The following is a 15,868-nucleotide window of genomic DNA, read 5'->3' on the forward strand; positions in this document are numbered from 1 at the left end:
TTCTACGAATCCTCACCCACGGGTCCGGAGGCCAGACCCAACTCACGTTCGCGCAGCACGGTGTACACGCGCGCGATTTCCTGACGCACCGTGCGAAGCCGGCGGTTGTTCGACAATTGGCCGGTCGCCATCTGGAAGCGCAGGTTGAACAACTCTTCCTTGGACTCGCGCAGCCGACCCTTCAATTCGTCGTCGGTCAGCTCGCGCAGTTCGCCCGGCGTCACTCCCACTGCCATCAGAAGTGCTCCTCTCGGGTAACGATGCGTGCCTTGATGGGCAGCTTGTGGATCGCACGGGTCAGCGCGGCCCGGGCGGTCGCCTCATCGGGGTAGCTCAACTCGAAGAGCACGCGGCCCGGTTTGACGTTGGCCACCCACCACTCGGGCGAACCCTTACCGGAACCCATGCGGGTTTCGGCGGGCTTCTTGGTCAGCGGGCGGTCCGGGAAGATGTTGATCCACACCTTGCCGCCACGCTTGATGTGCCGGTTGATCGCGATACGAGCGGACTCGATCTGCCGGTTGGTGATGTAGGCGTGCTCGAGCGCCTGGATACCGTAGTCACCGAAGCTCACCGTCGTGCCGCCGCTGGCGATGCCGCGCTGCCTCGGGTGGTGTTGCTTACGGTGCTTGACCTTGCGGGGAATCAACATGATTCAGCTCTCCGTATTTTCTGTCGGCGTCTCGGCCGCCGCTGCGGCCTGCGAAGCCGCGGCGTTGTCTGCGACGCTGCCGGCCGGAGCCGTGCCGCTCTCGGAACCGCCCGAAGCGGCACGGCCGGCTTCGGTGCTCGTCGCGGTGGTACCTGATGCGCCGCTGCGACGCGGCCGGGTTCCAGAAGGACGCTCGCGGCGCGGACGATCCGCACCGGCCGGCACGGCCGCGGCGAGCTCACGCTTGCCACCAACGATGTCGCCCTTGTAGATCCAGACCTTCACGCCGATACGGCCGAACGTTGTCTTGGCCTCGTACAGGCCGTAGTCGATGTCGGCGCGCAACGTGTGCAGCGGCACGCGACCTTCGCGGTAGAACTCCGAGCGGCTCATCTCGGCGCCACCGAGGCGACCCGAGCACTGCACGCGAATTCCCTTGACGTTGGGCTGACGCATCGCGGACTGGATCGCCTTGCGCATGGCGCGGCGGAAGGCCACGCGGTTGGACAGCTGCTCGGCAACGCCCTGGGCCACCAACTGCGCCTGCGACTCGGGATTCTTCACCTCGAGGATGTTCAGCTGCACCTGCTTGCCGGTCAGCTTCTCCAGGTCGGCGCGAATACGGTCGGCTTCGGTGCCACGGCGGCCGATCACGATGCCCGGGCGTGCGGTGTGGATGTCCACGCGCACGCGATCTCTGGTGCGCTCGATCTCCACGTCGGCGATGCCGGCGCGCTCGAGACCGGTGGCCAGCAGCCGTCGGATCGCGACGTCTTCCTTGACGTAATCCTTGTACTGCTTATCGGCGTACCACCGGGACTTCCAGTCGGTGGTGATACCGAGCCGGAAGCCGTGGGGATTGATTTTCTGGCCCACTACTCCGAGCCCTCCTTCGCATCGGACGCTTCAGCAGTCGATTTCTCAGCCTTGGTGCCCTCGGCCGACTTCTTGGGTGCGGCCTTCTTGGCTGGTGCCTTCTTGGCTGGTGCCTTCTTGGCGGGCGCCTGCTCTGCGGTCTTGTTGGCGGGAGCCTTCTTGGCCGCTTCAGCGCTCTTGGCCTTACTGCCCTGTGCGCGACGCGCCCGAGCCGCGCTGGCCGACTGGCCGCCGTCACGCTTCTCCTGGCTCACTCTGCTTTCCACGATCACCGTGATGTGGCTGGTGCGCTTGCGAATCCGGAACGCACGGCCCTGCGCGCGTGGCCGGATGCGCTTGGCGGTCGGCCCCTCGTCGGCGTAGACGGTCGCGACCACGAGAGTGGACGGATCCAGGCCCTCGTTGTTCTGCGCGTTGGCCGCCGCGCTCGCGATGACCTTGGCGACCGGCTCGCTGGCCGCCTGCGGAGCCCACCGCAGGATGTCCAGCGCTTCGGACACCGACTTACCGCGCACCAGGTCGATGACGCGGCGCGCCTTCGTCGGCGATACGCGCACGAAGCGCGCCTTCGCCGTCGCGGACGGGTATTCAATCGCTGTAGTCATTAGCGCCTCTTCGCCTTCCGGTCATCCTTGATGTGACCCTTGAAGGTGCGGGTGGGGGCGAACTCGCCGAGCTTGTGCCCGACCATCGCCTCGGTGACGAACACCGGGACATGCTTGCGGCCGTCATGCACCGCAAAGGTGTGCCCGATGAAGTCGGGGATGATGGTCGACCGACGCGACCAGGTCTTGATGACCTGCTTGGTGTTCTTCTCGTTCTGCGCGTCGACCTTCTTCAACAGATGGTCGTCGACGAACGGACCCTTCTTCAGGCTGCGTGGCATATTCCTTGTACCTGCCTACTCTCAGCGCTTCTTGCCGGTGCGCCGGCGACGGACGATGAGCTTGTTGCTCGCTTTGTTCGGCTTGCGGGTGCGGCCTTCGGGCTTGCCCCACGGGCTCACCGGGTGACGACCACCGGAGGTCTTACCTTCACCACCGCCGTGGGGGTGGTCGACCGGGTTCATCACGACGCCACGGACGGAGGGGCGCTTGCCCTTCCACCGCATGCGGCCGGCCTTGCCCCAGTTGATGTTCGCTTGCTCGGCGTTGCCCACCTCGCCGACGGTGGCGCGGCAGCGCACGTCGACGCGGCGGATCTCACCCGAGGGCATACGCAGCGACGCGTAGGTGCCTTCCTTGCCCAGCAACTGGATGCTGGCGCCGGCCGAGCGCGCGAGCTTGGCGCCGCCACCTGGCCGCAGTTCCACTGCATGCACCAGCGTGCCCGCGGGGATGTTGCGCAGCGGCAGGTTGTTGCCCGGTTTGATGTCGGCGTTGGGACCCGACTCGACGACGGTGCCCTGCTTGAGACCCTCGGGGGCGATTATGTAGCGCTTCTCCCCGTCGAAGTAGTGCAGCAGTGCGATGTTCGCGGTGCGGTTGGGGTCGTACTCGATGTGTGCGACCTTGGCGTTGACGCCGTCCTTGTCGTGGCGACGGAAGTCGATCACCCGGTAGGCGCGCTTGTGCCCACCGCCCTTGTGCCGGGTGGTGATGCGGCCGTGCGCGTTTCGACCGCCCTTGCCGTGCAGCGGACGAACCAGCGACTTCTCCGGGTGGTCGCGAGTGATCTCAGCGAAGTCGGAGACGCTGGCACCGCGGCGACCGGGGGTCGTCGGCTTGTACTTGCGAATTGCCATGATTCTCTAGGTCTTCCTCCGTCGCCGGCTTGACGAAATCAAGCCGGTGCTCCGAACAGGTCGATGGGCTTGCTACCCGCGGCCAGCGTGACGATGGCGCGCTTGGTGCTCTTGCGCTTCCCGTATCCGGTGCGGGTGCGCTTGCGCTTGCCCTGCCGGTTGGCGGTGTTCACCGAGTCGACCTTGACGCCGAAGATCTTCTCGATCGCGATCTTGATCTGCGTCTTGTTCGAGTCGGGATGCACGATGAACGTGTAGACGTTGTCCTCGATCAGCCCGTACGACTTCTCGGAGATGACCGGCGACAGGATGATGTCGCGGGGATCAGTGACGGTCGCCATCAGGCCGACACCTCCTCTTTCGCAGTCTGATTGGCGCTGATGTAGGCGTTGAGCGCCTCCACGCTGAAGATCACGTCGTCAGCGTTCAGCACGTCGTACGTGTTGAGCTGGTCGGGCGAAATCACGTGCACGCCCGGGAGATTGCGCACGCTCTTGGCGCTGACCTCGTCGGCGCGGCCGATCACCACGAGCATCTTGTTCTTCTCCAGCTTGCGGTCCGCGACGAGCGTGGCCAGGAACGCCTTGGCGCTCTTGGTCGACGGCGTCTGTCCCGCGACGATCTCAGTGACCGCGTGGATCCGGTCGTTGCGCGCCCGGTCGGACAGCGCACCGCGCAGAGCGGCCCGGATCATCTTCTTCGGGGTCCGCTCGCTGTAGTCGCGCGGCTTGGGGCCGTGCACGATGCCTCCGCCGGTGAACTGCGGCGCCCGGATCGAGCCCTGGCGCGCGCGGCCCGTGCCCTTCTGCCGGTACGGCTTCTTGCCGCCGCCGCGGACTTCACCGCGTGACTTGGTGGAGTGCGTACCCTGCCGCGCCGCGGCCAGCTGCGCGGTGACCACCTGGTGCATCAACGCGATGTTCACCTCGACGTCGAACAGCTCGGCGGGCAGCTCGACGGAGCCGTCTTTCGCCCCCGCCGGGGTGTGGACATCAACTTTGAGAGCCATTACTCGCTCCTCTTGATTGCGCTGCGGACCATCACGAGCCCGCCGTTGCGGCCGGGGATTGCGCCCTTGATCAACAGCACGCCGTTCTCGGCATCGACCTTGTGCACCACCAGGTTCAGGGTCGTCACGCGGTCGTTGCCCATGCGGCCCGACATGCGCGTGCCTTTGAACACGCGGCCGGGCGTGGCGCAGCCACCGATCGAACCGGGGCGGCGGTGCACCGCCTGTGCGCCGTGACTGGCGCCCTGGCCGCGGAAACCGTGCCGCTTCATCGTGCCTGCGAAACCCTTGCCCTTGCTGGTGCCGGTCACGTCGACATAGGTGCCGTCGGCGAAGATCTCGGCGGTCAGCTCCTGGCCCACCTCGTATTCGGCGGCGGCGGACTCGTCATCGAGCCGGAGCTCGGCCAGATGCCGACGCGGGTTGATCCCGGCGGTCGAATACTGGCCCGTGACAGGCTTATTGACCTTACGCGGGCTGATCTCGCCGTAGGCCAACTGCACGGCGCTGTAGCCGTCGCGCTCCGGCGTACGGATGCGCGTCACCACATTGGGCCCGGCCTTGACGACCGTCACCGGCACGACCCGGTTGTTCTCGTCGAACACCTGCGTCATGCCCAGTTTGGTGCCCAGAATGCCTCGCCGCGGGGCGGCGGATTTATTACCGCTAGCCATATTCTGGTCTCTCCTACTGGATGTTGACGTCGACGCTGGCCGGCAGATCGATGCGCATCAAGGCGTCAACGGTCTTCGGCGTCGGGTCGAGGATGTCGATCAGCCGCTTGTGAGTACGCATCTCGAAGTGCTCCCGCGAGTCCTTGTACTTGTGCGGGGACCGGATGACGCAATACACGTTCTTCTCGGTCGGCAGCGGCACAGGACCAACCACGCTGGCGCCGGTTCTGGTGACCGTTTCCACGATCTTGCGCGCCGAGGCGTCGATCGCCTCGTGGTCGTAGGCCTTGAGCCTGATGCGGATCTTCTGTCCCGCCACGCTTCTCCTACCTCACTCATACTGGGCCCGGAATCGGGCCGCTCTCACCGGCGCAGTCACGCTGCATGCCGCCGCTGTTCTTCTGTCTGTGGTCCACCGGCCCCCGCGGTCGGGTGTGTCGCCCGCACGCGCACTCGTCCGTTCCGAAAATCTTCGCGATCGAGATTGGCACCGGATGCGCCCGGTTGGGCGCCGGTCGTATGCCCCGGCCACGCGGTCCGAACAGGCACCGTCCCGGCTCAAGGCAACCCGAACAGTATGCCCTAGAAAACGGCACGCTCCAAATCCCTGGCCACGGGATACCCGCTGGCCCTGGCGCCGGGCCCGCAGGGCCACCGTACCCGTGACTGCAGCGGTGCCGTCGAGTCCGCGTCCGGTCCTGGTTCAGCTTCCCAGGCCGGCCCAGAACACGCACTGGTGTTTCTGCTCGAAATCGGTGATGACGCGGCTGCCGTCCGGTTCCAGCCACATCCGCTCACCCGCAGGCCCGCTGGTCAGCTCCGGCCAACCGGGCCCCGGCGAGCCGGTCGCAACGAACCGCGCCCAGTGGTCGACCATCTCCTCGGACAATCGTTGTTGGGCGGGGTCCAGCGGTTGTGCGCCGCCGACGTCGAACAGGTAGCGAAGCTCCAAGGAATGTGCCGCCCCGACGGGGAACGGCGCCTCGAGCAACGGTTCGGGCGCCGGCGCGTCGCGGTCCCCGAATTCGTATGCGTAGACGGGCTGGTCGGCAAGGGCGTCGGCCATGCGGTCGGCCACGCAGGCGTATTCGGCCGCCGTCACCGCCGCCGAATACGCCAGCGCGACGTTCCCGCCGTAGCGTTCGGGCGGATACCGCGCCGCCACGGCGGACCCGTGTGGTCCGAACGCCTCGGCGAGCAGTCCGGGGTAGTTCGCGGCGTCGAATGTCCGCCCGCGCAACGCTTGCAGCGCTGCGAACAGCGTGTGTTCGTCTTGCGTGGTGCCGATCATCACCGGCACCCGGGCAGCCTTACCACTGGTGATCGCGGTGAACGACTTCTCGGGTAGCGCCCCGGTGCCCGCCACCGGACCGCTCAGGCGTTCGGTCCCGAACCGGGCGTACGTCAGCGGGTCCGCCAACTGATCGGCGGGCAGAGACCGTAGGCAGTCCGCGGCGACGCGGGGATCGGCGCATCCGACATCGGCTGCGTATGCGGTGCTGGCCTCCTGGGCGGCCGGCAGGTCGTACTGCGCCTGACATGGCGCACTCTGGATGATCGCCGCGCTGAACAATCCCCGGGATCCGGGGGCCACGAGGTGGTCGCACACCGCCATCCCGCCCGCCGATTCGCCGGCGATCGTGACCCTGTCCGGGTCCCCGCCGAAACCGGCGATGTTGTCGCGAACCCATCGCAGCGCGGCTTGCTGGTCGGCGAGGCCGTAGTTGCCGACGTCGCCCGAACCTAACGCGGGATGAGCGAGGAAGCCGAGCGCCCCTAGGCGATAGTTGATCGTGACGACGACGACGCCGCGACCGGCCAACCGCCGCGCGGGGTAGATGTCGCCGCTGCCGTTCAGAAAGCTCCCACCGTGGATCCACACCATTACCGGCCGCGGGTCGTCCGACGGCGGCGGCGTCCAGACGTTGAGGGTCAGACAATCCTCGCTGGGCGGGCGTCGGTCGACGTCGGAGCTGGTGTCCTGGATGCAGCGCGCACCGGGGCGAGTCGCGTCCCGGAATCCCGTCCACGACTCGACCGGTGCGGGCGACTGCCAGCGCAGCGCACCGAGAGGCGGTGCGGCATAAGGAATTCCAGCGAAGTACCGATGATCGTCGGCGACGGTCCCGCGGACCGCTCCCGCGACCGTGCGCACGACCCCAGGGTCGTCGGGCACCTTCACCGCGGCGGTCTGGCCCTCGGCGCAACCGGAGACCGCGGCGGCCAGCAGTACAAGCGCCACCGCAGCGCGCCGGACAGGCTGGCCACCCCTTCCACTCGCCACCTAGCGAGCGTACTGACGCGGCGCGGATCCCCCGGTCCGGGCCATCGCTTAGAGTGCGTACTTGACAGCTGTCAAGAATGACCCTGAGCGAGGGACCTATGAGCACGCCGATCATCGCAGACGCCGCCAGGGTGCTGGCCGATCCGAAGGCCTACACGAACGAGGCGGGCCTGCACGCCGCATTGACCCACCTGCGCGAGAACGCGCCGGTGTCCTATGTCGACGTGCCCGATTATCGGCCGTTCTGGGCCGTCACCAAGCACGCCGACATCATGGCGATCGAGCGCGACAACGAGCTCTGGATCAATGCGCCGCGCCCCATGCTCGTCACGGCCGCCACGGACGATCTGTCGCAGTCCAACCTCGCCGCCGGTGGCGGGCTGCGCACTCTGATCCATATGGACGACCCGCTGCACCGCGACATCCGAAAGATCGGGGCGGACTGGTTCCGGCCAAAGGCGATGCGCGCGCTGAAGGCCCGCGTCGACGAGCTGGCCAAGATCTACGTGGACAAGATGGTCGAAAAGGGTCCCGAATGCGACTTCGTCCAAGAGGTCGCCGTGAACTTTCCTCTCTATGTGATCCTGTCGCTGCTCGGGCTGCCCGAGTCCGACTTCGGCCGCATGCTCAAGCTCACGCAGGAGATGTTCGGCGGCGACGATGACGAGTTCACCCGCGGCAAGAGCGCGCAAGAGCTGCACGAGGTCATCACCGACTTCTTCCGCTACTTCACCGCGCTGACCGCTGAACGCCGGGCCAATCCCACCGACGACCTGGCATCGGCGATCGCCAACGCCAAGATCGACGGCGAATACCTCAACGACGTCGACTGCCTGTCCTATTACGTCATCGTCGCCAGCGCAGGCCACGACACCACGAGCGCGGCGATCTCGGGCGGTCTGCTGGCGCTGATCGAGAACCAGGACCAGCTCGCCCGGCTGAAAGCCCACCCGGAGCTGATGGGCACCGCGGTCGAGGAGATGATCCGCTGGACCACTCCGGTCAAAGAGTTCATGCGCACCGCCACGGCCGATACCGAAGTGCGCGGTGTGCCGATCAAGCAGGGCGAATCAGTGCTGCTGTCCTACGTTTCGGCCAACCGCGACGAGGACATCTTCGACGAGCCGTTCCGCTTCGACGTCGGCCGTGACCCCAACAAGCACCTGTCATTCGGTTACGGCGTGCACTTCTGTCTCGGCGCCGCTCTGGCGCGTATGGAGATCAACAGCTTCTTCACCGAGCTGGTGCCACGGCTGGATTCGATCGAGTTGGCCGGCGACCCGGAGTTCATCGCGACGATCTTCGTCGGCGGGCTCAAGCACCTGCCGATCAGGTATTCGCTGCGCTGAAGTCGAACCCATCGTGGTGATGGGAGCCACCCTCGCGGCGCGAAGTGGTGTCGGTCACATAGACTGGGCTTGACACCCGTCAAGTCTTTCCCGAGGAGCTTCATGAGCACGCCGACGATGGACCAGAAATCACAGGAAGCCGCGAAGGTCTTCGCCGATCCCAAGGCATATGCCGACGACGATCGCCTGCACGCCGCCTTTGCTCATCTTCGGGCCCACAACCCGGTGCCTTATGTGGACCACCCGCCGTACCGGCCGTTCTACGCGATTACCAAGCACGCCGACATCATGGCGATCGAGCGCGACAACAACCTGTGGCTGAGCGAGCCGCGGCCACTGCTTGCGACCGCCGAAGCCGACGACCTGGCCAGGGCGCAGCTGGAAGCGGGCATGGGATTGCGAACGCTGATCCACATGGACGACCCGCACCATCGCGATGTTCGCAAGATCGGCGCGGATTGGTTCCGCCCCAAGGCGATGCGCGAATTGAAGGTCCGGGTGGACGAGCTGGCCAAGCGCTACGTCGACAAGATGCGCGACATCGGCCCCGAATGCGACTTCGTCGAGGACATCGCGGTGCACTACCCGCTCTATGTGATCCTGTCGCTGCTCGGGCTGCCCGAGGAGGACTTCCCGCGCATGCTCAAGCTCACCCAGGAGATCTTCGGCGGTGACGACGAGGAGTATCAGCGCGGCACCACCCCCGAGGAGAAACTGCAGACGGTGGTCGAGTTCTTCGCCTACTTCGGCGAATTGACCGCTTCACGACGGGCGAACCCGACCAATGATCTCGCATCGGCGATCGCCAACGGAACCATCAACGGCGAGCCGCTGAGCGAGGTCGACACCGCGTCCTACTACGTCATCGTGGCCACCGCAGGCCACGACACCACCAAGGACGCGATCTCCGGCGGTCTTCGCGCGCTGATCGACAACCCCGACCAACTCGCACGGCTTCAGGCACAACCGGAATTGATGGGCACCGCGGTCGAGGAGATGATCCGCTGGACCACCCCGGTCAAGGAGTTCATGCGGACCGCCGCCGAAGGCACCGAGGTCCGTGGCGTACCGATCGCCAAAGGCGAATCCGTTTATCTCGCTTACGCATCCGCGAACCGCGACGAAGAGATCTTCGACGAACCGTTCAAATTCGACGTCGGCCGCGATCCCAACAAGCACCTCTCGTTCGGCTACGGCGTGCACTTCTGTCTCGGTGCCGCGTTGGCGCGCATGGAGATGAACAGCCTGTTCACCGAACTGCTGCCGAGGCTGGACTCGATCGAACTGGCCGGGGAACCCGAACTAGCCGCGACGGTGTTCGTCGGAGGGCTCAAGCATCTCCCGATTCGGTACTCGCTGAGGTGATCTCGCTCGGCTTCTTCGCGTGGGTGGCCAAATATCCGTCGACGGAGGCCTCCGCGCACGCGCGGTAGTCGAAGTCGGCCACCGTCGACAGCTTCCCGAGGATCAACGGGCCGATGAGAAGTGCGATTGTCTGGATCCGGTCCACCTCGTCGAGTTCCTCGGCCGCCTGGGCGCCGTCGAGGATCGCGTCGAAGGGCGCCGAATACAGCGCGATGATGCGTGACCTCAGGGTGCCCACGGCATCCGAATCCGACTGCTGCACTTCGGAGTACGTCCCCACGTCGGGACCGGATGCCATCCATGTCATGGCGGTGATCATCGCGGACGCCTCGGCGATCGACTCCGCCCATCCCACCACGACCGCAATCAAACGGTCGCGCAGGCTGCCCTCGGCCGGCGGCATCGGCGCCGGATTGAGCAGGCTCATGAACGCCGCCGCCATCAGGTCGTTGGCGCTCGGGAAGTGGCGATACAGCGTGGCGCGCGCGACGTTGGCGGTTCTCGTGACCGCGTCGATGGTGACCGCACTCGGGCCGCCTGCCCGCAGCAGCGTCGTCGCCGCCTCGAGCAGGCGGGCACGGGACCGGGCCGGCCTCGGGTCGGTACTCGCCCCGCTCATCGTTTAACCCACTTCCTCGCCGGGAACAAGACTATCGGTCTCACACCGAGACTGTTAGTCTCGAAAATCTCCTGCGGAAGAGAGCGACGTATGGTCGACACCCTCAGCCGGTCTGACCAGGATATCGGCGCGAGCGTCGCAGACCTGTCCTCCCGTGCGCGCGTCTGGCTACTCACCGTCGCCTGCATGGGCGTCGCGCTGGTGATCAGCTCGATGGTCGCCCTCAACGCCGCCCTGCCCGACATCGCAGTGGAAACCACGGCCACCCAGGCTCAGCTGACGTGGGTCGTCGACGGTTACACCCTGGTGCTGGCGTGTCTGTTGCTGCCCGCCGGCGCGATCGGCGACCGGTACGGCCGCCGCGGCGCTCTGCTCGCGGGTCTCGGTATCTTCACGCTCGCATCTTCCGCGCCGTTGATCTTCGACGGCCCACTCGCATTGATCATCGCCCGCGCCGTGGCCGGCGTGGGCGCGGCGTTCGTCATGCCCGCCACCCTGTCGCTGTTGACGGCCGCATACCCGAAAGCGGAGCGCAACAAGGCCGTTGGCATCTGGGCGGGCGTCGCGGGCTCGAGTGCGGTGGTCGGTTTTCTCGGATCCGGTGTGCTACTCCACTTCTGGTCTTGGCAGTCGATCTTCTGGGCGTTCACGCTCTCCGGTGCGGGCCTGTTCGGGCTCGCCTGCACGGTGGCCTCGTCTCGCGATCAGCAAGCCACACCGCTCGACTGGCCAGGAGCGGTACTGATCGGCGGGGCCGTCGCGGTGTTCGTCTACGGCGTGCTCGAGGCGCCCACCCACGGCTGGACACATCCCCTCGTATACGGATGCATGGCTGCCGGCGTTGTCATGGCGGCCGTCTTCACGGCGTGGGAACTGCGCAGTGCGCACCCACTGCTCGACGTTCGGCTGTTCGCCAAGGCCGACTTCACCACCGGTGCCATCGTGGTGACGTTCTTCTTCCTCGCTAACTTCGGGTTCTTCTTCGTCTCGATGCAATACATGCAGCTGTTGCTCGGCTACACCCCGCTACAGACGGCTTTCGCATTGGCGCCGCTGGTTGCCCCTCTTCTGGTCCTCAGCCTTGCAACGCCGTGGTATCTGCCACGACTGGGTCTCCGGATCGTCCTTTCCACCGGCCTGACACTGATCGCGGGCGGACTGTTCTACATGCAAACACTCGAAGTGGACTCGCCTTACCTGGACCTCGCGCTGCCGCTGCTCGTCATGTCGACGGGCATCGGCTTGTGCACGGCGCCAGCGACTTCGGCGATCATGGGTGCGGTGCCGGACGAGAAGCAGGGCGTCGCGTCGGCGGTCAACGACTCCACCCGCGAGATCGGCGCCGCACTGGGCATCGCGGTGGCGGGCTCGGTGCTCGCCGCCCAGTACGGCGATAGCCTTGCCCCCCATTTGAGCGGACTACCCGAATCGCTCCGCACAGCCGCGTCGAACTCGCTGGCCGAGGCGCTCGAGGTGGCCGCACGGCTGGGCCCGCAAGGCGCCGACCTGTCACAGGCCGCGCAGCTGGCGTTCATGGACGCCATGCACATCTCCCTGATCGCTCTCGGGGGCCTTTGCGCGGTGGCTGCGGCGTTCATCGCGCTGTGGGCACCTGGCCGCGATGGAAGGCAGTTTCGCTTCATCGAGAGGATGGTCTCGCGGTCAGACGATGAACTCGGCCGCTCGGTGCCCGACCATGACGATGGTGGCGTGCGGGCCGCGGCTGGGGATCACCGGTAGCACCGACCCGTCGACCACCCACAGCCCCTCGACCCCGCGCACCCTGCACCTCGGGTCCACCACCGCGACGTCGTCGTCATCGTCACCCATCGGTGCAGTCCCCGAGAGATGCTGCGATGTCGACCATGAGGCCGGCCCGACCTCGGCTGCCCCGACGAGTTCGCGGGACAACGCGATCCCGGCGCGCAGCTTTTCGACGTCGTCGGGCTCGCTGTCGTAGCGGTGCTCGATGACCGGAGGCACATCGGGGTCGGCGCTCACGACCGTGACGGCTCCTCGCGACTTCGGCCGCATCAACGTCACCCCGATATGGGGGTGGTCGCCGGGATCGTCGCGCCGCCCGCTCACCATAGCCCCGAAACCAGCTGTGTACGGCCTGATTTCGAGCCCGTCGTCGGTGGTGAGCACCGCCTCGAGAGGTGGGAGTCCGTGTGTTTCCGTCCAGTTCACCGGCAGCACCCACTCGGGGTGATCCGACATCACCGCTCCCACTGGCAGATTCGCCGTCACCGGGATCCCAATCCGCTCGAGGGTTGCAGGTGGGCCGACGCCCGAGAGCATCAGAACGTGTGCTGACCCGATTGCTCCGGCGCACAGCACGATCCGGTCCGCCTCGAGGTAAGTGGCACCGTCCTGGCTTGCGCACTCCACGCCGACGGCATGCCCGGCTGTGATGCGGATGCGATGCACCCGGGTATTGGTGAGCAGGGTGAGGTTCGCACGGTCCAAAGCCGGTTGCAGGAAGGCCCCGCCGGGACCCATGCGCGCACCCTGGTGGATGTTCAGCGGCACCGCGCCCACTCCCGCGCCCACCGGCGCCTCGACCGTCGAACCGTTCAGATCGGTTATCCACGGATGCCCGTATTCGGTGGCTGTCGTGACGAACGATGCTGTGCAACCATCGAATTCGGCGACACGCTGAATTCGTATCGGCCCTTCTGAGCCGTGTATCGCATTGTCGAAGTCGAGGTCGGTTTCGATGGCCCGGAAGTGCGGGAGCACATCCGACCACGCCCAGCCGGGCAGGCGCCAGTCGTCGAAGTCCGACGGCAGCCCACGGCAGAAGTAGCCTCCGTTGACGGCGCCCGATCCTCCGACCACCTCGCCGCGCATGAGCATCGCATGACGCAGCGGATCGACGGTCAAGGTGGTCGGGTACCGCCGCACCACTGAACTAGCAGTGCCGATGGGCAGCCGCAATCCGTCGTTGATCTGCGCCGAGACCCGAGGGTCGGACGGCCCCGGACCCGATTCGACGACGGCGACGGTGCATGCCGGGTCGGCGGAGAGCCTCTCGGCCAGAACGGATCCGGCGCTGCCGGCACCGACGATCAGGACGTCACTGCGGACGCGAGAAGCAATTGGAGAACTTCGCACGCGGCAGGGTCGTCTCAGGTCCGGATCTGGGGCTTGAGCGCACCGAGATGACGCTCACGGACAACACCCGTCCACAGACCTGCCCCGTAGGCGATGTCGTCGAGGCGTTTCAGGGCGATGTAGGTGAGCAGGCCGACCCGTTGGGTGTCGTCTTCGGTGTTCCGGCTCCGGGTCAACCAGTCGACGACCCCTTCCACCACCGCGGCCACGAGCACGACCTGCCGGCATCGTCGAGACAAGAGCGCCGCGACGAGCGCGACCGGCCAGTAGTGCCGGCAGATCGCCGATGCCAGTTGCATCGCTGCGGACCACAGTCCGTGTGCGGCCACGACCGCGACGTCCTTGGGTTCGGGCTCCACACTCGACAGGGACTTGGCGATGCGCCTGCCGGTGATGGTTGCGACGACGATCGAGGCCAGATATCCGATCGACGAACCCATCGCCATCAGCATCCAGGCCACCAGCGTCCAACCCGAGATCACCAGCGGAGCGGTCTTGCCGGGATGACGGACCGACAGCGGCGCGGCGGCTTCGCCGTAAAAAGATCTGCGCGAGAACCACTCTCGAAGTTGGGTCCGATGGTCGTGCGCCACCAGCGCGATGGGCTCGTAGCGCAGACGCGCACCGGATTCGATGAGTCGCCAGCACAGATCGACATCCTCACCAGACGTCAGCGTCTCGTCGAAGCCGCCGACCTCGCCGAGCATCGCCCGGCGGCCGATGATCGCGGCACTGGGTACATAGGACACCGTGCCGTAGGGCATCACCGGGGCCTCCCGCAGACCCAGGTCCAGCGACGAGCGCACCGCCTCATAGCGGGCGACCACATTGTCCGGTTCGCGGAGGCCGACGATGCGCGGTGCGACAAGGGCCACGGCGGGGTCACAGAAGTGACCCAGCAACGCCTCCAGCCAGCCGCGCCGCGGCACGACGTCGCTGTCCAGGAAAGCCACGAAGTCGGTCGTGCACGCGGCCAGACCGGTGTTGCGGGCGGCCGCGGGTCCGCGGCTGCGCTCGTGACGCACCACCTGGACCCCGGCGTGGACGTCGGCGAAGTCGGCCGCCTCGAGTGGTGTCTCAGAGCCGTCATCGACGACGACCACCCGCAGACCGCGCACGGCGGTGAGCAGCCGACGAACACCAGAAGCGTTGTCGCGCACCGGTATCACGACCGTCACGTCCCGGTGCGAAGGGCCGCTGGCGGGACGGGGGTGCGCGACCGTCGCGTCGAGCAGGGTCCGGGCCAACTGGGCGCTGACCGCGTCGTGCACTTCGAGCCTGCCGCCGTTGAGCATGGTCTGCGCCGCCGGCGCCAAACGAAGGAGGCGGGTCGGGGAACCGCCGAGCAGGGCGGCCCCGTCACCGAGCACCTTCACCCGGCGGTCCACCTGAACGGCGAAACCGTCGGGCAGTCGCGGTCCCGTCATGTCAGCATCCCGTTGCGGTCGGGCGCCCAGCGCGTGATGCGCCGAAGGCATGTTTCGACCATATCGGGAAAAATGCGGGCGCCCTCCTCCACGGTGGCGGTCGTGGGATCGCCGAGCACACCGACCTCACTGACCGCGGCCACCCCGCCCCGCCGCAGTTCGGGGATCAACTCGCGAAGGGGCGCCATATTGCCGGGCACCCGCTCGTCGATACGGACGTCCTGGGGCGAAATATGTAGCAATACAGACGTTTCGGTATGGCCCGCGTGCGCGTCGGCACCCGCTACCGTGCACGAGCACCAGCCCGCATCCCGGCCCTCGTAGCGCAGCAAAGCGGTCGCCGCGGCCAGCGCTTCGACGTTACCGCCATGACCGTTGACGAAGACCAGCCGTGACGCCCACCGGGATGCCGATCGGCCGTACTCCACCAGCAACAGCCTCAGCGCGGACGTTCCGATCGAAACGGTGCCGCTGAACTCCTCGTGCTCACCGCTCGCGCCGTAGCCGATGGCGGGGGCGACCAACCAGTTCACGCCGTCGGTGTCGGCGAGCCGGTCAGCAACCGCCCCAGAGACGGCCGTCGCGATGCGCGTGTCGGTGTCCAGCGGGAGATGAGGGCCGTGCTGCTCGGTGGATCCGACGGGCACGAGGAGGGCCGACGGCTTGCTCTGCAGCTGCTTCGACGTCGCATTCGCGAGCAAGCTGACAGATGGCACCCGCCGATGGTAGGCCGAATTCACCTGTCGTGCGCC

Annotated in this window: 18 protein-coding genes; 3 read left to right on the plus strand and 15 right to left on the minus strand. The window is 66.7% G+C overall.

Features of this window, described 5'->3' with window-relative positions; all coding sequences use genetic code 11:
- Positions 1 to 2: 2 nt before the first annotated feature.
- From rpmC to AAHH99_RS11505, 11 genes are all read right to left on the minus strand, one after another.
- Positions 3 to 236 carry a 50S ribosomal protein L29 gene (rpmC, locus tag AAHH99_RS11455; protein WP_064419507.1) on the minus strand — a complete coding sequence of 78 codons (234 nt, stop codon included), beginning with the start codon at positions 234 to 236 and terminating at the stop codon, positions 3 to 5.
- Entirely contained in the window at positions 236 to 652 is a 417-nt protein-coding gene (gene rplP / locus AAHH99_RS11460) for a 50S ribosomal protein L16 (protein ID WP_059101353.1), read from the minus strand. The genes rpmC and rplP overlap by 1 nt, the downstream gene beginning before the upstream one ends.
- Positions 653 to 655: 3 nt before the next feature.
- Positions 656 to 1,528: a 30S ribosomal protein S3 gene (rpsC, locus tag AAHH99_RS11465; protein WP_064400115.1), complete on the minus strand. Its 873-nt coding sequence runs from the start codon at positions 1,526 to 1,528 to the stop codon at positions 656 to 658.
- Positions 1,528 to 2,133: a 50S ribosomal protein L22 gene (gene rplV, locus AAHH99_RS11470; protein ID WP_418768724.1), complete on the minus strand. Its 606-nt coding sequence runs from the start codon at positions 2,131 to 2,133 to the stop codon at positions 1,528 to 1,530. The genes rpsC and rplV overlap by 1 nt, the downstream gene beginning before the upstream one ends.
- Positions 2,133 to 2,414, minus strand: coding sequence for a 30S ribosomal protein S19 (gene rpsS / locus AAHH99_RS11475; RefSeq protein ID WP_007167837.1), 282 nt, complete (start codon positions 2,412 to 2,414; stop codon positions 2,133 to 2,135). Before rpsS ends, rplV begins: the two co-directional genes overlap by 1 nt.
- Before the next feature lie 21 nt (positions 2,415 to 2,435).
- Entirely contained in the window at positions 2,436 to 3,272 is an 837-nt protein-coding gene (gene rplB, locus AAHH99_RS11480) for a 50S ribosomal protein L2 (protein WP_064419510.1), read from the minus strand.
- A 38-nt stretch (positions 3,273 to 3,310) separates the two neighbouring features.
- A complete protein-coding gene (gene rplW, locus AAHH99_RS11485; protein ID WP_064400118.1) occupies positions 3,311 to 3,613 on the minus strand; it encodes a 50S ribosomal protein L23 in 303 nt (100 codons plus the stop codon).
- Complete coding sequence (rplD, locus tag AAHH99_RS11490) at positions 3,613 to 4,281, minus strand: 50S ribosomal protein L4 (protein ID WP_418768725.1); 669 nt, start codon at positions 4,279 to 4,281, stop codon at positions 3,613 to 3,615. Before rplD ends, rplW begins: the two co-directional genes overlap by 1 nt.
- Positions 4,281 to 4,955, minus strand: a complete 675-nt coding sequence (rplC, locus tag AAHH99_RS11495; RefSeq protein ID WP_066810583.1) for a 50S ribosomal protein L3 — start codon at positions 4,953 to 4,955, stop codon at positions 4,281 to 4,283. The genes rplD and rplC overlap by 1 nt, the downstream gene beginning before the upstream one ends.
- 13 nt (positions 4,956 to 4,968) lie before the next feature.
- Positions 4,969 to 5,274, minus strand: a complete 306-nt coding sequence (gene rpsJ / locus AAHH99_RS11500) for a 30S ribosomal protein S10 (RefSeq protein ID WP_003883485.1) — start codon at positions 5,272 to 5,274, stop codon at positions 4,969 to 4,971.
- Positions 5,275 to 5,658: 384 nt separating this feature from the next.
- A complete protein-coding gene (locus tag AAHH99_RS11505) occupies positions 5,659 to 7,239 on the minus strand; it encodes a carboxylesterase/lipase family protein (protein ID WP_418768726.1) in 1,581 nt (526 codons plus the stop codon).
- 98 nt (positions 7,240 to 7,337) lie between these two features.
- On the opposite strand from AAHH99_RS11505, the gene AAHH99_RS11510 reads away from it, so the two are divergent.
- Positions 7,338 to 8,588, plus strand: coding sequence for a cytochrome P450 (locus tag AAHH99_RS11510; RefSeq protein ID WP_418768727.1), 1,251 nt, complete (start codon positions 7,338 to 7,340; stop codon positions 8,586 to 8,588).
- Between the two features lie 102 nt (positions 8,589 to 8,690).
- On the plus strand, positions 8,691 to 9,953 hold the full coding sequence (locus AAHH99_RS11515) for a cytochrome P450 (protein ID WP_418768728.1): 1,263 nt from the start codon (positions 8,691 to 8,693) through the stop codon (positions 9,951 to 9,953).
- Here the strand turns inward: AAHH99_RS11515 and AAHH99_RS11520 are convergent.
- Positions 9,919 to 10,572, minus strand: a complete 654-nt coding sequence (locus tag AAHH99_RS11520) for a TetR/AcrR family transcriptional regulator (RefSeq protein WP_418768729.1) — start codon at positions 10,570 to 10,572, stop codon at positions 9,919 to 9,921. The two genes, AAHH99_RS11515 and AAHH99_RS11520, sit on opposite strands and share 35 nt — an antisense overlap.
- Positions 10,573 to 10,662: 90 nt before the next feature.
- Between AAHH99_RS11520 and AAHH99_RS11525 the strand changes: the two genes are divergently transcribed.
- A complete protein-coding gene (locus tag AAHH99_RS11525; RefSeq protein WP_418768730.1) occupies positions 10,663 to 12,312 on the plus strand; it encodes an MFS transporter in 1,650 nt (549 codons plus the stop codon).
- Here AAHH99_RS11525 and mftG read toward each other — a convergent pair.
- From mftG to mftE, 3 genes are read right to left on the minus strand one after another with little or no spacing between them, the layout of a single operon-like run.
- Positions 12,235 to 13,689: a mycofactocin system GMC family oxidoreductase MftG gene (gene mftG / locus AAHH99_RS11530; RefSeq protein WP_418768731.1), complete on the minus strand. Its 1,455-nt coding sequence runs from the start codon at positions 13,687 to 13,689 to the stop codon at positions 12,235 to 12,237. The two genes, AAHH99_RS11525 and mftG, sit on opposite strands and share 78 nt — an antisense overlap.
- A 14-nt stretch (positions 13,690 to 13,703) precedes the next feature.
- Positions 13,704 to 15,116, minus strand: a complete 1,413-nt coding sequence (mftF, locus tag AAHH99_RS11535) for a mycofactocin biosynthesis glycosyltransferase MftF (RefSeq protein WP_418768732.1) — start codon at positions 15,114 to 15,116, stop codon at positions 13,704 to 13,706.
- Complete coding sequence (gene mftE, locus AAHH99_RS11540) at positions 15,113 to 15,856, minus strand: mycofactocin biosynthesis peptidyl-dipeptidase MftE (protein WP_418768733.1); 744 nt, start codon at positions 15,854 to 15,856, stop codon at positions 15,113 to 15,115. The genes mftF and mftE overlap by 4 nt, the downstream gene beginning before the upstream one ends.
- Positions 15,857 to 15,868: the final 12 nt, after the last annotated feature.

This window comes from Mycobacterium neumannii, from assembly GCF_048452905.1.
In the GTDB taxonomy this organism is placed as follows: Bacteria; Actinomycetota; Actinomycetes; order Mycobacteriales; family Mycobacteriaceae; genus Mycobacterium; species Mycobacterium neumannii_B.

Bases quoted from the DNA above. Each gene is read 5' to 3' on its own strand.
- AAHH99_RS11510 (WP_418768727.1), top strand. From the start codon at position 7,338: ATGAGCACGCCGATCATCGCAGACGCCGCCAGGGTGCTGGCCGATCCG.
- AAHH99_RS11520 (WP_418768729.1), bottom strand. From the start codon at position 10,572: ATGAGCGGGGCGAGTACCGACCCGAGGCCGGCCCGGTCCCGTGCCCGC.
- AAHH99_RS11515 (WP_418768728.1), top strand. From the start codon at position 8,691: ATGAGCACGCCGACGATGGACCAGAAATCACAGGAAGCCGCGAAGGTC.
- rplC (WP_066810583.1), bottom strand. From the start codon at position 4,955: ATGGCTAGCGGTAATAAATCCGCCGCCCCGCGGCGAGGCATTCTGGGC.
- mftF (WP_418768732.1), bottom strand. From the start codon at position 15,116: ATGACGGGACCGCGACTGCCCGACGGTTTCGCCGTTCAGGTGGACCGC.
- rpmC (WP_064419507.1), bottom strand. From the start codon at position 236: ATGGCAGTGGGAGTGACGCCGGGCGAACTGCGCGAGCTGACCGACGAC.
- rpsS (WP_007167837.1), bottom strand. From the start codon at position 2,414: ATGCCACGCAGCCTGAAGAAGGGTCCGTTCGTCGACGACCATCTGTTG.
- rplD (WP_418768725.1), bottom strand. From the start codon at position 4,281: ATGGCTCTCAAAGTTGATGTCCACACCCCGGCGGGGGCGAAAGACGGC.
- rplB (WP_064419510.1), bottom strand. From the start codon at position 3,272: ATGGCAATTCGCAAGTACAAGCCGACGACCCCCGGTCGCCGCGGTGCC.
- AAHH99_RS11525 (WP_418768730.1), top strand. From the start codon at position 10,663: ATGGTCGACACCCTCAGCCGGTCTGACCAGGATATCGGCGCGAGCGTC.
- rplP (WP_059101353.1), bottom strand. From the start codon at position 652: ATGTTGATTCCCCGCAAGGTCAAGCACCGTAAGCAACACCACCCGAGG.
- rplV (WP_418768724.1), bottom strand. From the start codon at position 2,133: ATGACTACAGCGATTGAATACCCGTCCGCGACGGCGAAGGCGCGCTTC.
- rplW (WP_064400118.1), bottom strand. From the start codon at position 3,613: ATGGCGACCGTCACTGATCCCCGCGACATCATCCTGTCGCCGGTCATC.